This is a genomic window from Burkholderia lata, from assembly GCF_000012945.1.
Taxonomy (GTDB): domain Bacteria; phylum Pseudomonadota; class Gammaproteobacteria; order Burkholderiales; family Burkholderiaceae; genus Burkholderia; species Burkholderia lata.
This window is the reverse complement of record NC_007510.1, coordinates 2,320,580-2,338,390: the sequence shown is the minus strand read 5'-3', so window position 1 is coordinate 2,338,390 and position 17,811 is coordinate 2,320,580. Positions and strand designations below refer to the sequence as shown.

Below are 17,811 nucleotides of genomic sequence, written 5' to 3'. Positions count from 1 at the left end.
CGCCGCGCCCGTCGCACGGTGCGAGCGGGGCGCGCACGGTTCCGTGAACCGGAGACGGTTCGGACCCTCTAAGCAGGTTTGACGACCCGACACCTCTCTTCGCCATGTCCTTCCAGCCCGCTGCGTCCTACACCATCCGCCTGCTTGCGCCGTCCGGCTATCCGCACGACCCGGACGCAATCAATCGCGCGCTCGAACGCCTCAGCACCGCACAGCACCGCATCGAGAACATCGAAGCGACGCAGCGGCGCTTCCAGCGGTTCGGCGGCACCGACGGCGAGCGGGCAGGCGACCTGAACCGCCTTGCCGATCCCGAGCGGCCGCTGCCGGACATCGCGCTCGCGGTGCGCGGCGGCTACGGCGCCGCGCGCATCCTGCACGGGCTCGACTATCGCGGGCTCGAGCGCAGGCTCCGCGACCAGCCGGTCGCGCTCGTCGGCCACAGCGACTTCACGGCGCTCCAGCTCGCGCTGTACGCGAAGGCGCGCATCAAGACGTTCGGCGGCCCGATGCTGTCCGCCGACTTCGGCGCGGAAACGCCGAGCGATTTCACGATGCAGCACTTCTGGCAGACGCTGACGCAGCCGAGCACGACGATCATCGCCGAAGCGCCGCAAGTGCAGAGCGTGAACGTGACGGGCACGCTGTGGGGCGGCAACCTGGCGATCCTCACGTCGCTGGTCGGCACGCCGTACATGCCCGACATCGAAGGCGGCATCCTGTTCATCGAGGACGTGAACGAGCAGCCGTTCCGGATCGAACGGATGATCTACCAACTGCACCTGTCGGGGCTGCTCGCGCGCCAGCAGGCGCTCGTGCTCGGCCAGTTCACCGGCGCGCGGCCGTTCGAGTACGACAACGGCTACGACATGCAGGCGATGATCGACCAGGTGCGTGAGGTGGTCGGCATCCCGGTCGTGACGGGGCTCCAGTTCGGCCACGTGCCCGATCTGCTGACGCTGCCGTTCGGCGCGCAGGCGCAACTGGTCGCGAACGCGCATGGTTTCCGCCTCACTTTGTCGGACTATCCGCACCTCGGATGAGGCTGACGCAGTCGGTCGAAAGGCGGGTTTCCCGCCTTTTTCTTTATGTAAACACGCAACTAACGGTCTATATTTTTTGTCGACGCAAACAGGGTCTGCGCCAGATCTTGCACCAGTTTTGTCAACAAAATGGCCGGGAGGGTATACGACGAGAATGGCCTCAGCCATACGCCTCAGCCTTGTCATGCATGGATTCGACGCATCGTGCACCGAACGGGGTCGCATCGATGCACGCCGATTGTGCGCAATACCGGAAAAGAATTGTTGACAATCTTTATGTCCGCCCTAGGATGAGGATCATCACACGATGCCGATCATGAACGAGCCCGAATCCCACCCGTCCGGTGCAGCCAGCCCCGAAGCGATCGCCGAGCGGATCCGCACGGCGATCCTCGAGCATCGGCTCGCGCCGGGCGCGAAGCTGACGGAGGCGCAGCTCTGCGACGTGTTCAATGTGAAGCGCGGGGCGATCCGCCAGGCGCTCGCGCAGCTCGCGACCGACAAGCTCGTCGATCTCGAGCCGAACCGTGGCGCGTTCGTCGCGAGTCCGACGCTGCAGGACGTGCACGAGGTGTTCGAGATGCGCCGGATCATCGAGCTCGCCGTGGTTGAGCGGCTCGCGACCGGGCCCGGCGCGAAGCGGCTGAAGGGCGTCGCCTCGCTGATCGAGAAGGAACGCAAGGCGTTCCAGCGGCAGGACTTCGCGGCCTGGATCCGCCTGTCGGGCGAATTCCATACGACGCTCGCCACGCTGATGGGCAATGCGACGCTCAGCGAGTGCCTCGACGGGCTCGTCGCACGCTCGACGCTGATGTCCGCGCTGTACGAGTCGCACGGCCGCAGCCCGTGCTCGTGCGACGACCACGACGAGATCCTCGGCGCGCTGGAGGCGGGCGATCCGAAGCGGGCGGTGACGCTGATGGCGCACCACCTGCAGCATGTCGAACTGAAGATGCTGGACCGGCCCGCACAAGGGCAGGTCGATTTGCGCGAAGTGTTCGGCGGCGCCTGAGCGGCGACGCGAACCCGGCCGCGCGCCACAAGAACGAGCGAAATGCAGGCCCGCGGCGTTTGCCGCGGGCCGCTGGTCCGACTCCGGGCGTCGATCCGGAGCGATATCGATGACGGTGGAGCGGCCGCCCGGCCGCGTCAAGGAGAAGTCATGGCTCAGTTCAGTGTGGCGCACGACAGCGCCTATCCGGCAGAAGAAGGCGGCGAGGGCGGCGACCCGGCACTGCCGAATGGTTATAGCGAACGTCTGTACAACGAAGATTTGGCACCCCTGAAAAATCAGACTTGGGGTTCATACAATATCTTCGCGTTCTGGATGTCGGACGTGCACAGCGTCGGTGGCTACGTGTTCGCGGGCAGCCTGTTCGCGCTCGGGCTGACGAGCTGGCAGGTGCTGATCGCGCTGATCGTCGGGATCGGCTTTGTGAACCTGCTGTGCAACCTGATCGCGCGGCCGAGCCAGCAGGTCGGCGTGCCGTATCCGGTTGCGTGCCGCGCGACGTTCGGCGTGCTCGGTGCGAACGTACCGGCCGTGATCCGCGGGCTGATCGCGATTGCGTGGTACGGCATCCAGACCTATCTCGCATCGAGCGCGCTCGTGATCGTCGTGCTGAAATTCTTCCCGCAATGGCTGCCTTACGCGGACGTGCATCGCTACGGCTTCCTCGGGCTGTCGGCGGTCGGCTGGGCCGGCTTCATGCTGCTGTGGGTGCTCCAGGCGCTCGTGTTCTGGAACGGGATGGAGACGATCAAGAAGTTCATCGACTTCGCGGGGCCGGCCGTCTACGTCGTGATGTTCATCCTCGCCGGCTACATGGTGTGGCGCGCGGGCTGGCGCAACATCGGCATCAACCTCGGCGGCGTGAAATACCACGGCGCGGAAGTGATTCCGGTGATGATCACGGCCGTGTCGCTAGTCGTGTCGTACTTCTCCGGGCCGATGCTGAATTTCGGCGATTTCTCGCGCTACTGCCGCTCGTTCGGCGAAGTGAAGCGCGGCAATTTCTGGGGGCTGCCGGTCAACTTCCTCGCGTTCTCGCTCGTCACGGTGATCACGACGGCCGCGACGTTGCCGGTGTTCGGCGAACTCATCACCGATCCGGTCGAGACGGTCGGCCGCATCGACCATCCGACCGCGGTGATCCTCGGCGCGCTGACGTTCACGATCGCGACGATCGGCATCAACATCGTCGCGAACTTCGTGTCGCCCGCGTTCGACTTCTCGAACGTCGCACCGCGCCTGATCAGCTGGCGCGCGGGCGGGATGCTCGCGGCCGTCGCGTCGATCTTCATCACGCCGTGGAACCTGTTCAACAATCCGGCTGTGATCCACTACACGCTCGACGTGCTCGGCGCGTTCATCGGCCCGCTGTACGGCGTGCTGATCGCCGACTTCTACCTCGTCAAGCGCGGCCGGCTCGTGCGCGACGACCTGTACACGATGTCGGAAAGCGGCACGTACTGGTACACGGGCGGCGTGAACCGCCGCGCGCTTGCCGCGCTGTTGCCGGCCGCGGTGATCGCGATCGTCTGCGTGATGATGCCGGGCTGGCAGGGCGTCGCGAACTTCTCGTGGTTCATCGGCGCGGGGCTCGGCTTCGTCTTCTACCGGCTGCTCGTGAGCACGAAGGCCTGAGGAGCGTGCGATGAAGATTCGACTGATCAATCCGAATACGACGCAGCGGATGACCGACGCGATGGGCCGCTGCGCGCGCGAGGTCGCGGCCGCCGGCACGGAAATCGTGGCGGTGAGCCCGCCGATGGGGCCGCCGTCGATCGAAGGGTATTACGACGAGGCGCTCGCGACGCCGGGGCTGCTCGCCGAGATCGTGCAGGGCGAGCGCGACGGCTGCGACGCGTACGTGATCGCGTGCTTCGGCGATCCCGGCCTCTACGCGGCGCGCGAGCTCGCACGCGGGCCGGTGATCGGCATCGCCGAGGCCGCGATGCATGCGGCGAGCGTGCTCGCGCCGGGCTTCTCGGTCGTCACGACGCTCGCGCGCACCTGCGGGATGGCATGGCACCTCGCCGAGCGCTACGGGATGAAGCGGTTCTGCCGCAACGTGCGCGCGACCGACGTCGCGGTGCTCGAGCTCGACCGGCCGGGCTCGGCCGCGCGCCGGATCATCGTCGACGAATGCCGGCGCGCGCTCGACGAGGACGGCGCCGACGCGATCGTGCTTGGTTGTGCGGGGATGGCCGAGTTCGCGCACGAGATCGAGCAGCAGATCGGCGCGCCGGTGGTCGAGGGCGTCACCGCGGCCGTCAAATGGGCCGAGGCGCTCGTCGCGCTGCGCCTCGCGACCGCGAAGCGCGGCGACTACGCGCGGCCGCTGCCGAAGCGCTACGACGGCGCGTTCGCCCGCTTCAGCCCGCCGGACGGGGATGAGGCGGAACCGGTCCCGAATTTGCCGCAACCGCACATACACACCGTCTGACACGCACTATCTGCGTCGCTGTATGGGCGCGTATGAACGTTTTCGCTACACTGGGCCGTCATCGCATCGGCTTGCGCAGCCGGCCTCCGGCACCCGCGCAGTCGATGCGAACCCATTATTTCAGCGAGCTTTCGCCGCACTTCGAACCATGTCACTCGATCCCAACTATCCTCGCGACCTGATCGGCTACGGCCGCCATCCCGTTCAGGCGAACTGGCCGGGGCGTGCCCGCGTCGCCGTGCAATTCGTGCTGAACTACGAGGAGGGCGGTGAGAACTGCGTGCTGCATGGCGATCCGGGCTCCGAGCAGTTCCTGTCGGAAATCGTCGGCGCGGCCGCGTATCCCGACCGCCACATGAGCATGGAGTCGATCTACGAATACGGTTCGCGGGCCGGCGTGTGGCGCATCCTGCGCGAATTCGAGAAGCGCGGGATGCCGCTGACGGTATTCGGCGTCGGCATGGCAATCGAACGCCACCCGGAGCTCGCGCGCGCATTCGTCGAGCTGGGCCATGAAATCGCGTGCCACGGCTGGCGCTGGATCCACTACCAGAGCATGACGCCGGAGCTCGAGGCCGAGCACATGCGCCTCGGGATGGAAGCGATCGAGCGTGTGACGGGCGAGCGCCCGCTCGGCTGGTACACCGGCCGCGACAGCCCCAATACGCACCGCCTCGTCGCGGAATACGGCGGTTTCCTGTACGACTCCGACAACTACGGCGACGACCTGCCGTTCTGGATGGACGTCGAAGTCTCCGGCGGCAAGAAATCGCCGCAGCTGATCGTGCCGTACACGCTCGACACGAACGACATGCGCTTCGCGACGCCGCAGGGCTTCAACACCGGCGATCACTTCTTCGACTACCTGCGCGACGCATTCGACGTGCTGTACGCGGAAGGCGACGAAGCGCCGAAGATGCTGTCGATCGGCATGCACTGCCGGTTGCTCGGCCGGCCGGGCCGGTTCCGCGGGCTGCAGCGTTTCCTCGATCACATCGAGAAGCACGATCGCGTATGGGTGACGCGCCGTGTCGATATCGCGCGTCACTGGCGTGAACATCATCCGTATCAGCCCAATCATCGAAACGAAGGGAAAGCATGAAGGCGATGCGCTACACGTTGGAACAACTGAACACGATGGCGCCGAGCGCATTTGTCGCGGCATTGTCGGGGATCTTCGAACATTCGCCGTGGGTGGCCGAAGTCGCCGCGGGCGAGCGGCCGTTCGCGAGTATCGACGCGCTGCACAAGACGATGTCGGGTGCGGTCGAGACGGGCGGCGAAGTGCGCCAGCTCGCGCTGATCAACGCTCACCCGGAGCTGGCCGGCAAGGCTGCCGTGCGTGGCGAGCTGACCGCCGAGTCGACGCGCGAGCAGAGCGGCGCGGGCCTCGACCAGTGCACGCAGGAAGAGTTCGACAAGCTGCTGACGCTGAACCGCACGTATCGCGAGAAGTTCGGCTTCCCGTTCATCCTCGCGGTGCGCGGCTACGACCGGCACGGCATCATCGCGAACTTCGAGTCGCGCGTGAATCATTCGCGCACGGAGGAACTGCGGGCGAGCCTCGACCAGATCTACCGGATCGCGCGCTTCCGCCTCGACGACCTGATCGACGCCTGACACCGCAATACGGCCTGCTGCGTCGCAGCGGCCTGATCGCCTCACTGAAACAAGGAAACATCATGGCTGTTCCGCTTCTCGATCCCAACGCACCCGACTTCACGCGGCGCTACGTGAATCTTGCCGACCCGCGTCTCGGTGCGCAGGCGCTCGAAGCCAGCGACGATTTCTTCGCGCCGAAGGATCGGATGCTGAACCCCGAGCCGGCCGTTTTCATCCCCGGCAAGTACGACGACCACGGCAAGTGGATGGACGGCTGGGAAACGCGCCGCAAGCGCACGACGGGCTACGACTGGTGCATCGTCAAGCTCGCGCGCCCGGGCGTGATCAAGGGCTTCGACATCGATACGAGCCACTTCACCGGCAACTTCCCGCCGGCTGCGTCGATCGAGGCCGCGTTCGTGGCCGACGGCGCACCGACACATGCGACCGAGTGGGTCGAGATCGTGCCGTCGACGACGCTGCAGGGCAACAGCCATCATTACGTCGAAGCGAGCGATGCGCGCGCGTTTACGCACCTGCGCGTGAACATCTACCCGGATGGCGGCATTGCACGCCTGCGCGTGTACGGCCAGCCGCAGCTCGACTGGGCCGGCGCGAGCGCGACCGAGCAATTCGATCTCGCGGCGATGGAAAACGGCGGTTACGTGGTGGCCGCGAACAACCAGCACTTCGGCGTCGCGTCGAACCTGCTGCTGCCGGGCCGCGGCGTGAACATGGGCGACGGCTGGGAAACCCGCCGCCGCCGCGAACCGGGCAACGACTGGGCGATCATCGCGCTCGCGCAGCCGGGCGTGATCCGCAAGATCGAAGTCGATACCGCGTTCTTCAAGGGCAACTACCCGGACCGCTGCTCGATCCAGGCGGCGTACGTGTCGGGCGGCACCGACAGCTCGCTGATCACGCAGTCGATGTTCTGGCCCGTGCTGCTCGGCGAACAGAAGCTGCAGATGGACAAGCAGCACTACTTCGAACAGGACATCGCGTCGCTCGGCCCCGTCACGCACGTGCGACTGAACATCATTCCGGACGGCGGCGTGTCGCGCCTGCGTCTGTGGGGGACGCTCGACAAATGAAGACGCTTGCCATCGAACCGCTGACCAAGGAATCGTTCGCGCCGTTCGGCGACGTGATCGAAACGGAAGGGGCGAAGCAGATCCCGATCAACCTCGGCACGACGATCCGCTTTCACGATCTCGCGAAAGTCGACGTGACCGATGAAGACGGCCGCACGCTCGTCAACCTGTTCCGCGGCCAGCCGCGCACGCTGCCGTTCGAAGTGAAGATGCTGGAGCGGCACCCGCTCGGCAGCCAGGCCTTCGTGCCGCTGAACGACCAGCCGTATCTCGTCGTCGTGGCGCCCGCTGGCGATCTCGATCCGGCGAAGATCCGCGCGTTCGTGACGAGCGGGTGGCAGGGCGTCAACTATGCGAAGGGCGTGTGGCATCACCCGCTGATCGCGCTGGGCGGCGTCAGCGACTTCATCGTCGTCGATCGGGGCGGTGACGGCCTGAACCTGAACGAGCAGGACCTGCAGGAATCGCTGTGGCTCACCGACGAGGCGCTGCACGCGCTGACGGCCTGAGTCGCTGGCGTTTCTGCCAGCGTCTGACGAAACCCGCGCACGATGCGCGGGTTTTTTTATGTGCGGTCGATTCGGCGCGATTCAGGTCGCGGCAGTTTTGCGCGTGTCGCGCGAGCTGCCGACTCGGCGCCGCCGGTTCGTGACCGGCGCATGCTGCGCCATCAGCTCGGCGACCCAGTCGACGAACACCCGCAGCTTCGCACTGACGTGCCGGTTCGGCGGAAACGCGACGTACATCGGCATCGGTTCGAGTTGCCACTGCTCGAATAGCGGTACCAGTTCGCCGCGAGCGCGATGCACGCCGGCCATGTAGTCGGGCAGCCACAGAATACCCAGCCCGGCGAGGCCGGCCTCGAGGTACGCATTGCCGTCGTCGACCGCAAGCACGTAGCGTCCGCGCACGGTGACCTGCTCGCCGTCGCATGTCATCGCAAAGGGCAATGCCTTACCGGTGCGCGCCCACAGAAAACCGACGATCCGGTGGTGGGTGTCCTCCAGCTCGTCCGGATGCGTCGGCATGCCGGCGCGTGCGAGATAGGCCGGCGACGCGTACACGCCGAGCCGCAGGTCGCCGACGCGACGCGCGACCAGCGCGCGGTCGGTCGGCTCGCCGCCGCGCATGACGCAGTCGACGTTCTCGCCGATCACGTCCACCACGCGGTCGCTCACGCCCATGTCGAGCTGGATGTCCGGATAGCGCGCATGGAACGCGGGCAGCGCGGGGATCAGGATCAGGCGCGCGAACGGGCTCGGCACGTCCACGCGCAGCCGCCCCCGGGGCGATGCGGAGGCGGCGGACAGGCTCGTTTCGGCATCGTCCATGTCGGCCAGCAGCCGCACGACGCGATCGTAGTACGCGGCGCCGTCCGCGGTGACGACGACCTTGCGCGTCGTACGGTTGAACAGCTTCACGCGCAGCCGCGCTTCGAGCTGCTGTACGAGCTGCGTGACGGTGGTGCGGCTCATGTGCAGCGTCTCGGCTGCCTTCGTGAAACTGCCGGCTTCCACCACGCGGGCGAACGCCTGCATTGCGTCGAATCGATCCATCGGGTCAGGGCTCCGCGTCGGTCGGAATTGTTTGGGATGTCCAAACAGTGTTGGACAGGGTTGCCGGTTTATTCGCCGTGCAACGGACCTTAAAGTGCCTTCATCGTTGATGCCGGGGCGGATTCGCCCCACAAACCGAAGGAGGTAGGGGATGGTAAAGCGTAGCGTGGTGTTTCCACCCGGTCGCCAGGCACTGTACGACCGCAACCGCTATTCGCCGGCAGTGCGCTCGAACGGCTTCCTGTTCGTGTCCGGGCAGGTCGGCAGCCGCGAGGACGGCTCGCCCGAGCTGGAACTGGGCGCGCAGGTCCGTCGCGCGTTCGACAACCTGAATGCGGTGCTGCGTGCGGCCGGCTGCACGTTCGACGACGTCGTCGACGTGACGGTGTTCCTCGTCGATCCCGAAGCGACGTTCGAGCGGATCTGGGCGATCGTCCCCGAATACTGGGGCGACGCGCCGCATCCGACGCTGACCGCCGTCGGCGTGACCTGGCTGTATGGGTTCCAGTTCGAAATCAAGGCGATCGCGCGGCTGCCGGAGACGGTTGACCGTTGAAGGGCGCTTGCGGTCCGTGGCGGTGCGCGTCACGGCGCGACCGGCGGCTCCTGTTCGTACGCGCGATGCAGCAGCGCGACGAACGATGACGAATCGGGCAGCGTCGCCGTGCCGAACCGGCGCACGGCGATCCCGGGCGTCCACGAATTCATCACGACGGCGCCGGCCATCGACGGCAGGTCGGCCGGCGTCAGTTCGCGATCGTGCTGCGCGATGCCCAGGCGTGCCAGTTGCCGGCGCACGATACGCATCGTGACGCCGCCGAGCATGCCGGCCACCGGCCACACGACCGCGTCGCCGGTCCAGAACGCGAGATTCCAGATCGAGCCTTCGCTGATGCGTCGGTGGCGATCAATGAAGGCCGCATCGTCGAAACCCTGCGTGATCGCGCGGCGCAGGAAGTGCGTCTTCGCGACTTCGCCGACGTGCTTGATGTCCGGTAGCACGCGCTCGTATTCGAACAGCGCGAGATCGAGCGGGCCCGCGGGCCCCGACGACGGCGCGGCGGTGCGGACCAGCACGTCGAGCGTTTCATCGTCGCGCGGCGCGACGAATTCGCCCGTCGTCGCATGCACGGTCGCCGTCAGCGACAGCGCCGACGGCGCGCGATCGAGCGCTGCGCGCAGGAGTGTGCGGATCCGGTCGTCGGGCAATGCCTGGCCGAACAGCGTGTTCGACGCATCGCGCAGCCGTGCAAGATGCAGGTCGAGGCCGCGCACGCGGCCGTCGCGTACCTGCATCGCGGTGAAATGCGCATGGCCCGCGAACGCGAGCGCGGCGAGCGCATCCGGGGTGGCGGCGACGCCGTTGAGCTGGGCGACGGACGGGAACGGGGCAGCGGTCATCGATGGATCTCCGGGTTCGGCCGCGAGCGCGGGGCGGCTCGCGGCATCTTCAAGAAAGCCTATTGTTTGCCGATTGATGGTGTCTTGAAAAACGAGTAGTTTTGGAACGGTCATCAAATCCGGTTTGAAGATCGATGGAACGCATGTGGCCCGGTACGCGCGCGCTGAGGACGTTCGATGCGGCGGCGCGGCACCTGAATTTCTCGCGGGCGGCCGACGAGGTCGGACTGACGCCGGCGGCTGTCAGTCACCAGATCAAGGAAATCGAGGCGCGGCTCGACATGGACCTGTTCGTCCGCACGAGCCGCAGCATCCGGCTGACGCCGGCCGGCGTCGTGCTGGCTGCTGCGGCCGCCGAGGCGCTGGCGGGGATGCAGCGCGCGACTGCCCGGGCACGGCGCATCGCGCGGGAACAGACGGAGCTGCGCGTGTCGGTCGGCGCGCGCTTTGCGACGCACTGGCTGCTGCCGCGCCTGCCGCGTTTCAGGGCCGCGCATCCGGCGTTCGAGCTGTCGTTCGATATCACCGACCGGTTGCGCGACTTCGATGACGACGATGTCGATGTGGCGATCCGCTTCGGCACCGGGCGCTATCGCGACGTGTGCGCGCAGCACCTGTTCGATACGTCGGTCGTTGCCGTCTGCAGCCCGGCGCTGTTGTCGGCCGGGCCGCCGTTGCGCAAGCCGCGCGATCTGCTGCGCTACACGCTTTGCCACGCAGACTGTGAAGTCGACGGTGTGACCTGGCCGCGCTGGTCGGCGTGGATGGCCGCTGCCGGCGTCGACGGTTTCGACGACAGCCGGTGCGTCGCGTTTCCGGATTCGAGCCACGTCGTGCAGGCCGTGACGGACGGTACGGCGGTCGGCCTGGCGGAGCCGCACATGATCGCGCGCGATCTCGCGGAAGGACGCGTCGTGCCGCTGTTCGACGTGAACGTCGAGGTGGCACCGGGCCTTGCGTATCACGTCGTGTATCCGGCGCGCACGCAGGACGACCCGCGCATCGTCGCCTTGTGCGACTGGCTTGCGGACGAAGTTGCGACGATGCGCGCGTAGCGGTGCCGGTGCCGGTGGCGCGTGCTATCGTGCCCGCATCTCCACCGTACGATGCCCGGTTCCGGGTGTGTTCCTTCGATGAGCCAACCTGAAAACAACCTCGCGATCCTGCTGAGCACGATGCAGCCCGAACTGCATCCGGGTGCGTTCGCATTCGTATCGCTGCCATCCGATGCAGACGTATCGTTATCCGAAGTAGTCGCAACGTTTCGCGAAGCGGAAGGGCTGACGGTCGTGGTCGAAGAGGGAGTGGCTGCGCGGCACGGCTGGCCCGTGCTGTTCCGCGCCGCGTGGATCACGCTGACCGTGCATTCCGATCTTGCGGCCGTGGGCCTCACCGCGGCATTCGCACGGGCACTCGGCGCGGCCGGCATCAGCTGCAACGTGATGGCGGCTGCGTACCACGATCATATCTTCGTGCCGTTCGACGACGGCCCGCGCGCACTCGATGCGCTCGTCGCGCTCCAGCGCGACGCGATGCGCGGCTGAAGCGCGAAGGGTGTCCGGGACACGCAAAAAAAACGGGCCCGTCACCGGGCCCGCGAACGGAAAGGATTGCGCGGGAAAACGATCCCGGCGCACGGCGGCTTACTTGTTCGCGCCACCCTCGAACCACGCGGCGAGCTTCGTGCGCTCGTCGTCGGTCATGTGCGTGACGTTGCCGATCGGCATCGCCTTCAGGCGCACGGCCTGTTCGTAGATACGCTGAGCGTTCTTCGACACTTCGTCCGGCGTGTCGAACATCACGCCCGCGGGCGCGCTGCCCATCAGCGTCGGCTTCGCCGAGTGGCACTCCACACACCGCTGCTGCAGGACCGGCATGATGTCGGCGATCACGACCTTCGGTGCGTTCGCGGCTTGCGCTTCCGGTGCGACCGGCTTCGGCATCGTCCAGACCAGCGCGGCCGACAGCAGAGCGACGCCGCCGATCGGCAGGTACCACAGCTGCTTGCCGCGGTGACGCATCACGAAGAACTGGCGGATCAGCGCGCCGGCCAGCATGATCATCACGAGCACGACCCAGTTGAACTTGTTCGTGTAGGTCATCGCGTAGTGGTTCGACAGCATCGCGAACACGACCGGCAGCGTGAAGTACGTGTTGTGCACCGAGCGCTGCTTGCCGCGCTTGCCGTAGATCGGGTTCGGCTCTTCGCCCTTGAGCATCTTGTCGACCATCTTGCGCTGGCCGGGGATGATCACGAAGAACACGTTCGCCGACATGATCGTCGCGAGCATCGCACCGACGATCAGGTAGGCAGCACGACCCGCGAAGATGTGGCACGCGAGGTAGGCGGCGGCGACCACGTAGATGCCGACGCAGATGCCGAGCACGCGGTCATTGGTGCCGAGGATGCGGCACAGCGAGTCGTAGACGATCCAGCCGGCGGCGAGGAAGCCGAGTGCGGAAGCGACGGCGACCACCGGGCCCATGTCGAGCACGCTCTTGTCGATCAGGTACGTGTTCGGCGCGAGCAGGTACAGCACGAAGAACAGCGAGAAACCCGACAGCCAGGTCGTGTACGACGGCCACTTCGACCAGTGCAGGTCATCCGGCATTTCCGGCGGAGCGACCGTGTACTTCTGCATGTTGTAGAAACCGCCACCGTGGACGTGCCACAGTTCGCCGAACACACCGCGCTTGCGCTGGTTCGGGTCGGTCGGCGGTTTCAGGCTGTTGTCGAGCGCGACGAAATAGAACGACTCGCCGATCCACGCAATGGCGACGATGACGTGCAGCCATCGCAGCGCGAGGTTCAGCCAGTCGGTGATGAAGCCTTCCATGAAACTCCTCCAGACTCAAATCGTTTGTTTGATGCGGGCGCTGATTCGAATGTCAGCTGCCGCGATAGGTGCTGTACGACCACGGCGACACGAGCAGCGGCACGTGGTAGTGCGAGCCGGTGTCGGCGATGCCGAAGCGGAGCACGACGCGATCGACGAAACGGGGTTCGGGCACCTTCACGCCGAGCGACGCGAAGTAGTCGCCGGCATGGAACACGAGTTCGTATTCGCCGGCGGCGAGCGCGGCGCCTTCGAGCAGGGGTTCGTCGCAGCGGCCGTCGCTATTGGTCAGCACGGTCTTGATCGCGCGGCGCGATTCGCCGTCCAGCGCGTAGAGGTCCACCTTGATTGCAGCGCCGGGACGGCCGTGCGCCGTATCGAGTACGTGGGTAGTGAGCTTTCCCATTCGCAATTGTCCTTGTGTGAATGCGAGGTTCGGCGGCGACTCGATCCATTGACTGTGCGGCGGATCGAGGCTCCACGTCACGTGGCTACATACCCGTCGGCGAGATTGAAGCGAGCGCCGTGCAGGCATTGTAAAAAGGTTCCCCGCGCAAATACGGGCGCGATATCAAAGATAATGCGCCGCGCATGAGCGGCTGTCGACGGCACGCCGGATACGGCTTCCGGCGGGCATTTCGGGCCTCCGTTCGGGCGTCGCGCGGCGTACCATATCGAAACCGTGAAACGCGGTATTCCGGATCGCGCATTGTGTGCGGCGAGCGCTTGGGCGATCCTCCCGCCGTGCGCGTCGGCCTGTGGCCCGCGCGTACCCCGAAGACGGCGAGCACGCCGGGTAACCGGGCCAGGGCGTTCGAACGGACGCAGGCACCGGAGCGTGCCGCGATTCAACGTTCGAACGTGTGTGACCGTCCCCAGGATCCGCCCCTGGGGGCAGACCGACGCGGAGAACGCATGAACCTCGAGCAGCACGCTGGCGCACGCGCGCCGAACACTTCCTCATCCCGCCCGAAAACCCTGCTGGTCAAGCACGCCGACGTGCTCGTGACCATGGACGACACGCGCCGCGAGCTGCGCGACGCGGGGCTCTACATCGAAGACAACCGGATCGTCGCGGTCGGCCCGACCGCTGAGCTGCCCGATACGGCGGACGAAGTGCTCGACCTGCGCGGCCACCTCGTGATTCCGGGCCTCGTGAACACGCATCACCACATGTACCAGAGCCTGACGCGCGCGGTGCCTGCGGCGCAGAACGCCGAGCTGTTCGGCTGGCTCACGAACCTCTACAAGATCTGGGCGCACCTGACGCCCGAGATGATCGAAGTGTCGACGCTCACCGCGATGGCCGAGCTGCTGCAGTCGGGCTGCACGACGTCGAGCGATCATCTGTACATCTACCCGAACGGCAGCCGCCTCGACGACAGCATCGGCGCCGCGCAGCGGATCGGCATGCGTTTTCATGCGAGCCGCGGTGCGATGAGCGTCGGCCAGCGCGATGGCGGGTTGCCGCCCGATTCGGTCGTCGAGCGCGAGCCCGACATCCTGCGCGACACACAGCGCCTGATCGAGACCTATCACGATGAAGGCCGCTACGCGATGCTGCGCGTGGTCGTCGCGCCGTGCTCGCCGTTCTCGGTGAGCCGCGACCTGATGCGCGACGCGGCCGTGCTCGCACGCGAATACGGCGTGTCGCTGCACACGCACCTCGCGGAGAACGTCAACGACATCGCGTACAGCCGCGAGAAATTCGGGATGACGCCCGCCGAATATGCGGAAGATCTCGGCTGGGTCGGCCACGACGTGTGGCATGCGCACTGCGTGCAGCTCGACGATGCGGGCATCAGCCTGTTCGCGCGCACCGGTACGGGCGTCGCGCACTGTCCGTGCTCGAACATGCGGCTCGCGTCGGGTATCGCGCCGGTGAAGAAGATGCGTCTCGCGGGCGTGCCGGTCGGCCTCGGCGTCGACGGCTCCGCATCGAACGACGGCGCGCAGATGGTGGCGGAAGTGCGGCAGGCGCTGCTGCTGCAGCGGGTCGGTTTCGGGCCCGATGCGATGACCGCGCGTGAAGCGCTCGAAATCGCGACGCTCGGCGGCGCGAAGGTGCTGAACCGTGACGATATCGGCGCGCTGAAGCCGGGCATGGCCGCGGACTTCGCCGCATTCGACCTGCGCCAGCCGCTGTTCGCGGGCGCGCTGCACGATCCGGTCGCGGCGCTCGTGTTCTGCGCGCCGTCGCAGACGGCGTACACGGTGGTGAACGGGAAGGTGGTGGTGCGGGAAGGGCGTCTGGCGACGCTCGACCTGCCGCCCGTTATCGCGCGTCACAACGCGCTCGCGCAGGCACTGGTCGAGGCATCGCGCTGAAGGAAGGCTGACGCCATCCGGCGGCCGTGTTGCCGCCAGCTGTCGCCACGCCGCGCCGGGACGGCGCGGGCGGCGCATGCCGTTACGGCTCGATCAGCGTACGGGTGGCTTCGGCGACGAGGCCGCGCAGCCAGCGCACTTCGTCGGAGTAGTGGCAGCGCTCGTGCCACAGCTGGTAGTACTGCATCGGCGGGAAGTCGAGCGGGGCCGGCACGACCGACAGCGGCAGGAACTTCGCGTAGTGATCGGCGAACAGGCGCGTCGTCGTGAAGATCAGGTCGGACTTCACGAGCACGTACGGTGCGAGGTTGAAGTACGGCAGCGTGACGACCACGTGGCGCTTGAGCCGTTCACGCGCGAGATGCACGTCGATCGCGCCGCGCTGGCCGACCGAGTACGGCGTCGGCGCGAGATGCGGTGCGTTCAGGTACTGGTCGAGCGTGAGCCCGCCGCGCTTCGCGAACGGGTGCGTGTTGCTCATCAGGCAGACGATTTCGTCGACGAACAGGTTCGACAGGTGCAGTTGCTCCGGCGGTTCGGGCCAGTTGCCGACGACGATGTCGAGCTTGCCGTCTTCCAGCGCGAGCTCGTAGTCGAACGCGGGGCCGAGCGAATGGAATTCGAGCGTCGCGTTCGGCGCGGCCTGGCGGAAGCGCTCGACGACGGTCGGCACGAACAGCACGTTCAGGTAGTCGGGGCAGCCGATCCGGTAGCAGCGGATCGACGTGGCCGGGTCGAAGTTGTGCTGCTGGAACTTGATGCGCTCGATTTCACGCAGCGCATTCTGCACGGGCTCGAGCAGGCGCAGCCCGTATTCGGTCGGCACCATGCCGGATTTGCCGCGCACCAGCAGCGGATCGCCGGTGATGTCGCGCAGGCGCCGCAGCGCGGCGCTGATCGCCGGTTGCGACTGGTTCAGTTTGACGGCCGCGCGCGTGACGCTGCGCTCCATCAACAAGGTGTGCAAGACGCGCAAGAGGTACGTGTCGATCGCCTCGCGTTGCTGACTCATGATATCTCCGTTTTATATGTCTGGGCTGATCGAGGGGGCATAGGGGTATATCGTTTTTAATATGAAGCTGGGCCAGCGTCAAGAGATGGATACCCGCAGGCACCCGCCGGCCGGGCCGCGACAAGGGGTCCGAACGGGGGTGAGGTGAAGCGTGCGGCGCCGCGCGGACGCGCGTTGCGCGGATCCGGATCGCGGCGTGGCGTGTGATGCGACGGGCGCGTCAGTCGTCGATGCGCATGCCGACCTTCAGCGTGACCTGCCAGTGCACGACCTGGTCGCCTTCGATGTGGCCGCGCGTTTCGGTCACCTGGAACCAGTGCAGGTTGTGCAGCGTCTTGCCGGCTTTCGAGATCGCGTTGCGGATGGCGTCGTCGCTCGATTGCTTCGACGAACCGGTCAGCTCGATCATCTTGTACACGTGGTCGCTCATGATGCGCTCCCTGGGATATCGGTATGGATGGCCGGTGCAAGCCGTGGTCCCGAAGCGGCGCCGCGCGTGCCCGGCTTCTTGAGTGATAGGTATGATGGGCGGCAAGTTCAACCCATATCGGAGACGAGGAACATCGTGGAAGTCGGATTTTGCGGACCGGGATTGATGGGCGCGCCGATGATTCGGCATTTGCTGGCGGCCGGGCATCGGGTCAGCGTGTGGAATCGCTCGCGCGACAAGGCCGAGGCGCTCGTGAAGGACGGCGCGCAGGTGGTCGGCACGCCGCGCGAACTGGCGGAGCGCGTCGATACGGTATTCGTGTGCGTGCTCGACGGCCGTGCGGTGGGCGATGTCGTGTTCGGCGAGCACGGGCTGCTCTCCGGCGACGCCGCTGCGCGTCGCCTGCAGCGCATCGTCGATCATTCGAGCATCCCGCCTGCCGCGACGCGTGATTACGCGGCGCGTGCGACCGCACTCGGCGTCGGCTGGGTCGATGCGCCGGTGTCGGGCGGCGTGCCCGGCGCGCAGGCCGGCACGCTTGCGGTGATGGCCGGCGGCCGGGCGGCCGATCTCGACGCGGTGCGGCCGCTGATCGACACGTATGCGTCGCGGATCACGCACATGGGCGACGCGGGCGCGGGGCAGACGGCGAAGCTGTGCAACCAGGCGATCGTCACCGCGACGGTGACCGCGATTGCCGAGGCCGTCGGTCTTGCACAGGCGAGCGGCATCGATGCCGCGCGGCTGGCCGAAGCGCTGGCCGGCGGCTGGGCCGATTCGGTACTGTTGCAGACGTTCGTGCCGCGCATGACGTCGGGCGGTCATCCGCCGATCGGCGCGCTCAGCACGTTTCAGAAGGACGTCGATGCGATCGCCGACGCAGCGCGCGACACCGGCGCGGTGATGCCGGTATCGGCCACCGTGCAGCAGGTGTTGCGGCTCGGCGCTGCGCAAGGGCTCGCCGGCGCCGATTTCGCCGCGTTCATCGACATCGTGCGGCCCGGCAACGGTCGTCAGCAGGCGTCGTGACGGGCAAGCGGGGCGCGTGAATGGCAGATG

At 66.7% G+C, this 17,811-nt stretch carries 19 protein-coding genes; 13 read left to right on the top strand and 6 right to left on the bottom strand.

Features of this window, described 5'->3' with window-relative positions; translation table 11 throughout:
• The first annotated feature begins 104 nt into the window (after nucleotides 1-104).
• The 8 genes from ldcA (at nucleotide 105) to BCEP18194_RS16450 (ending at nucleotide 7,697) form a co-directional block, all read left to right on the top strand.
• Nucleotides 105-1,043, top strand: a complete 939-nt coding sequence (gene ldcA, locus BCEP18194_RS16485; RefSeq protein ID WP_011352415.1) for a muramoyltetrapeptide carboxypeptidase — start codon at nucleotides 105-107, stop codon at nucleotides 1,041-1,043.
• 307 nt (nucleotides 1,044-1,350) lie between these two features.
• Entirely contained in the window at nucleotides 1,351-2,055 is a 705-nt protein-coding gene (locus BCEP18194_RS16480; RefSeq protein ID WP_011352414.1) for a GntR family transcriptional regulator, read from the top strand.
• Between the two features lie 150 nt (nucleotides 2,056-2,205).
• Nucleotides 2,206-3,690, top strand: coding sequence for an NCS1 family nucleobase:cation symporter-1 (locus tag BCEP18194_RS16475; protein WP_011352413.1), 1,485 nt, complete (start codon nucleotides 2,206-2,208; stop codon nucleotides 3,688-3,690).
• Between the two features lie 10 nt (nucleotides 3,691-3,700).
• Nucleotides 3,701-4,492, top strand: a complete 792-nt coding sequence (locus BCEP18194_RS16470) for an aspartate/glutamate racemase family protein (RefSeq protein ID WP_011352412.1) — start codon at nucleotides 3,701-3,703, stop codon at nucleotides 4,490-4,492.
• 148 nt (nucleotides 4,493-4,640) lie between these two features.
• Nucleotides 4,641-5,594, top strand: a complete 954-nt coding sequence (gene puuE / locus BCEP18194_RS16465) for an allantoinase PuuE (RefSeq protein ID WP_041492879.1) — start codon at nucleotides 4,641-4,643, stop codon at nucleotides 5,592-5,594.
• Entirely contained in the window at nucleotides 5,591-6,112 is a 522-nt protein-coding gene (uraD, locus tag BCEP18194_RS16460) for a 2-oxo-4-hydroxy-4-carboxy-5-ureidoimidazoline decarboxylase (RefSeq protein WP_011352410.1), read from the top strand. Before puuE ends, uraD begins: the two co-directional genes overlap by 4 nt.
• 62 nt (nucleotides 6,113-6,174) lie before the next feature.
• A complete protein-coding gene (alc, locus tag BCEP18194_RS16455; protein ID WP_011352409.1) occupies nucleotides 6,175-7,188 on the top strand; it encodes an allantoicase in 1,014 nt (337 codons plus the stop codon).
• Entirely contained in the window at nucleotides 7,185-7,697 is a 513-nt protein-coding gene (locus BCEP18194_RS16450; RefSeq protein WP_011352408.1) for an ureidoglycolate lyase, read from the top strand. The genes alc and BCEP18194_RS16450 overlap by 4 nt, the downstream gene beginning before the upstream one ends.
• 81 nt (nucleotides 7,698-7,778) lie before the next feature.
• Here BCEP18194_RS16450 and BCEP18194_RS16445 read toward each other — a convergent pair whose 3' ends face one another.
• The gene (locus BCEP18194_RS16445) at nucleotides 7,779-8,744 is read right to left on the bottom strand and encodes a LysR family transcriptional regulator (protein WP_011352407.1); all 966 of its coding nucleotides are present in this window, start codon (nucleotides 8,742-8,744) and stop codon (nucleotides 7,779-7,781) included.
• A 151-nt stretch (nucleotides 8,745-8,895) separates the two neighbouring features.
• On the opposite strand from BCEP18194_RS16445, the gene BCEP18194_RS16440 reads away from it, so the two are divergent.
• Entirely contained in the window at nucleotides 8,896-9,300 is a 405-nt protein-coding gene (locus BCEP18194_RS16440) for a RidA family protein (RefSeq protein ID WP_011352406.1), read from the top strand.
• Between the two features lie 29 nt (nucleotides 9,301-9,329).
• On the opposite strand, the gene BCEP18194_RS16435 is transcribed toward BCEP18194_RS16440, so the two are convergent.
• A complete protein-coding gene (locus BCEP18194_RS16435) occupies nucleotides 9,330-10,145 on the bottom strand; it encodes an aminotransferase class IV family protein (protein ID WP_011352405.1) in 816 nt (271 codons plus the stop codon).
• Between the two features lie 134 nt (nucleotides 10,146-10,279).
• On the opposite strand from BCEP18194_RS16435, the gene BCEP18194_RS16430 reads away from it, so the two are divergent.
• A complete protein-coding gene (locus tag BCEP18194_RS16430; protein WP_011352404.1) occupies nucleotides 10,280-11,200 on the top strand; it encodes a LysR substrate-binding domain-containing protein in 921 nt (306 codons plus the stop codon).
• 78 nt (nucleotides 11,201-11,278) lie between these two features.
• Entirely contained in the window at nucleotides 11,279-11,689 is a 411-nt protein-coding gene (locus tag BCEP18194_RS16425; RefSeq protein ID WP_011352403.1) for an ACT domain-containing protein, read from the top strand.
• Nucleotides 11,690-11,788: 99 nt separating this feature from the next.
• Here BCEP18194_RS16425 and BCEP18194_RS16420 read toward each other — a convergent pair whose 3' ends face one another.
• Entirely contained in the window at nucleotides 11,789-12,982 is a 1,194-nt protein-coding gene (locus BCEP18194_RS16420) for a urate hydroxylase PuuD (protein ID WP_011352402.1), read from the bottom strand.
• A gap of 52 nt (nucleotides 12,983-13,034) precedes the next feature.
• Nucleotides 13,035-13,388: a hydroxyisourate hydrolase gene (gene uraH / locus BCEP18194_RS16415; protein ID WP_011352401.1), complete on the bottom strand. Its 354-nt coding sequence runs from the start codon at nucleotides 13,386-13,388 to the stop codon at nucleotides 13,035-13,037.
• A gap of 509 nt (nucleotides 13,389-13,897) precedes the next feature.
• Between uraH and BCEP18194_RS16410 the strand changes: the two genes are divergently transcribed.
• Nucleotides 13,898-15,310, top strand: a complete 1,413-nt coding sequence (locus tag BCEP18194_RS16410; protein WP_011352400.1) for an 8-oxoguanine deaminase — start codon at nucleotides 13,898-13,900, stop codon at nucleotides 15,308-15,310.
• Nucleotides 15,311-15,392: 82 nt separating this feature from the next.
• Here BCEP18194_RS16410 and BCEP18194_RS16405 read toward each other — a convergent pair whose 3' ends face one another.
• Complete coding sequence (locus BCEP18194_RS16405; protein ID WP_006402708.1) at nucleotides 15,393-16,322, bottom strand: LysR substrate-binding domain-containing protein; 930 nt, start codon at nucleotides 16,320-16,322, stop codon at nucleotides 15,393-15,395.
• 220 nt (nucleotides 16,323-16,542) lie between these two features.
• A complete protein-coding gene (locus BCEP18194_RS16400; RefSeq protein WP_011352399.1) occupies nucleotides 16,543-16,752 on the bottom strand; it encodes a dodecin in 210 nt (69 codons plus the stop codon).
• A gap of 135 nt (nucleotides 16,753-16,887) precedes the next feature.
• On the opposite strand from BCEP18194_RS16400, the gene BCEP18194_RS16395 reads away from it, so the two are divergent.
• Nucleotides 16,888-17,781 (top strand): NAD(P)-dependent oxidoreductase, encoded by an 894-nt coding sequence (locus BCEP18194_RS16395; protein WP_041492878.1) that lies wholly within the window; start codon nucleotides 16,888-16,890, stop codon nucleotides 17,779-17,781.
• Nucleotides 17,782-17,811 lie beyond the last annotated feature (30 nt).

Excerpts from the sequence above, each read along its gene's own strand:
- ldcA (WP_011352415.1), top strand. The coding sequence starts at position 105 with ATGTCCTTCCAGCCCGCTGCGTCCTACACCATCCGCCTGCTTGCGCCG.
- BCEP18194_RS16480 (WP_011352414.1), top strand. The coding sequence starts at position 1,351 with ATGCCGATCATGAACGAGCCCGAATCCCACCCGTCCGGTGCAGCCAGC.
- BCEP18194_RS16475 (WP_011352413.1), top strand. The coding sequence starts at position 2,206 with ATGGCTCAGTTCAGTGTGGCGCACGACAGCGCCTATCCGGCAGAAGAA.
- BCEP18194_RS16470 (WP_011352412.1), top strand. The coding sequence starts at position 3,701 with ATGAAGATTCGACTGATCAATCCGAATACGACGCAGCGGATGACCGAC.
- puuE (WP_041492879.1), top strand. The coding sequence starts at position 4,641 with ATGTCACTCGATCCCAACTATCCTCGCGACCTGATCGGCTACGGCCGC.
- uraD (WP_011352410.1), top strand. The coding sequence starts at position 5,591 with ATGAAGGCGATGCGCTACACGTTGGAACAACTGAACACGATGGCGCCG.
- alc (WP_011352409.1), top strand. The coding sequence starts at position 6,175 with ATGGCTGTTCCGCTTCTCGATCCCAACGCACCCGACTTCACGCGGCGC.
- BCEP18194_RS16450 (WP_011352408.1), top strand. The coding sequence starts at position 7,185 with ATGAAGACGCTTGCCATCGAACCGCTGACCAAGGAATCGTTCGCGCCG.
- BCEP18194_RS16445 (WP_011352407.1), bottom strand. The coding sequence starts at position 8,744 with ATGGATCGATTCGACGCAATGCAGGCGTTCGCCCGCGTGGTGGAAGCC.
- BCEP18194_RS16440 (WP_011352406.1), top strand. The coding sequence starts at position 8,896 with ATGGTAAAGCGTAGCGTGGTGTTTCCACCCGGTCGCCAGGCACTGTAC.
- BCEP18194_RS16435 (WP_011352405.1), bottom strand. The coding sequence starts at position 10,145 with ATGACCGCTGCCCCGTTCCCGTCCGTCGCCCAGCTCAACGGCGTCGCC.
- BCEP18194_RS16430 (WP_011352404.1), top strand. The coding sequence starts at position 10,280 with ATGGAACGCATGTGGCCCGGTACGCGCGCGCTGAGGACGTTCGATGCG.
- BCEP18194_RS16425 (WP_011352403.1), top strand. The coding sequence starts at position 11,279 with ATGAGCCAACCTGAAAACAACCTCGCGATCCTGCTGAGCACGATGCAG.
- BCEP18194_RS16420 (WP_011352402.1), bottom strand. The coding sequence starts at position 12,982 with ATGGAAGGCTTCATCACCGACTGGCTGAACCTCGCGCTGCGATGGCTG.
- uraH (WP_011352401.1), bottom strand. The coding sequence starts at position 13,388 with ATGGGAAAGCTCACTACCCACGTACTCGATACGGCGCACGGCCGTCCC.
- BCEP18194_RS16410 (WP_011352400.1), top strand. The coding sequence starts at position 13,898 with ATGAACCTCGAGCAGCACGCTGGCGCACGCGCGCCGAACACTTCCTCA.
- BCEP18194_RS16405 (WP_006402708.1), bottom strand. The coding sequence starts at position 16,322 with ATGAGTCAGCAACGCGAGGCGATCGACACGTACCTCTTGCGCGTCTTG.
- BCEP18194_RS16400 (WP_011352399.1), bottom strand. The coding sequence starts at position 16,752 with ATGAGCGACCACGTGTACAAGATGATCGAGCTGACCGGTTCGTCGAAG.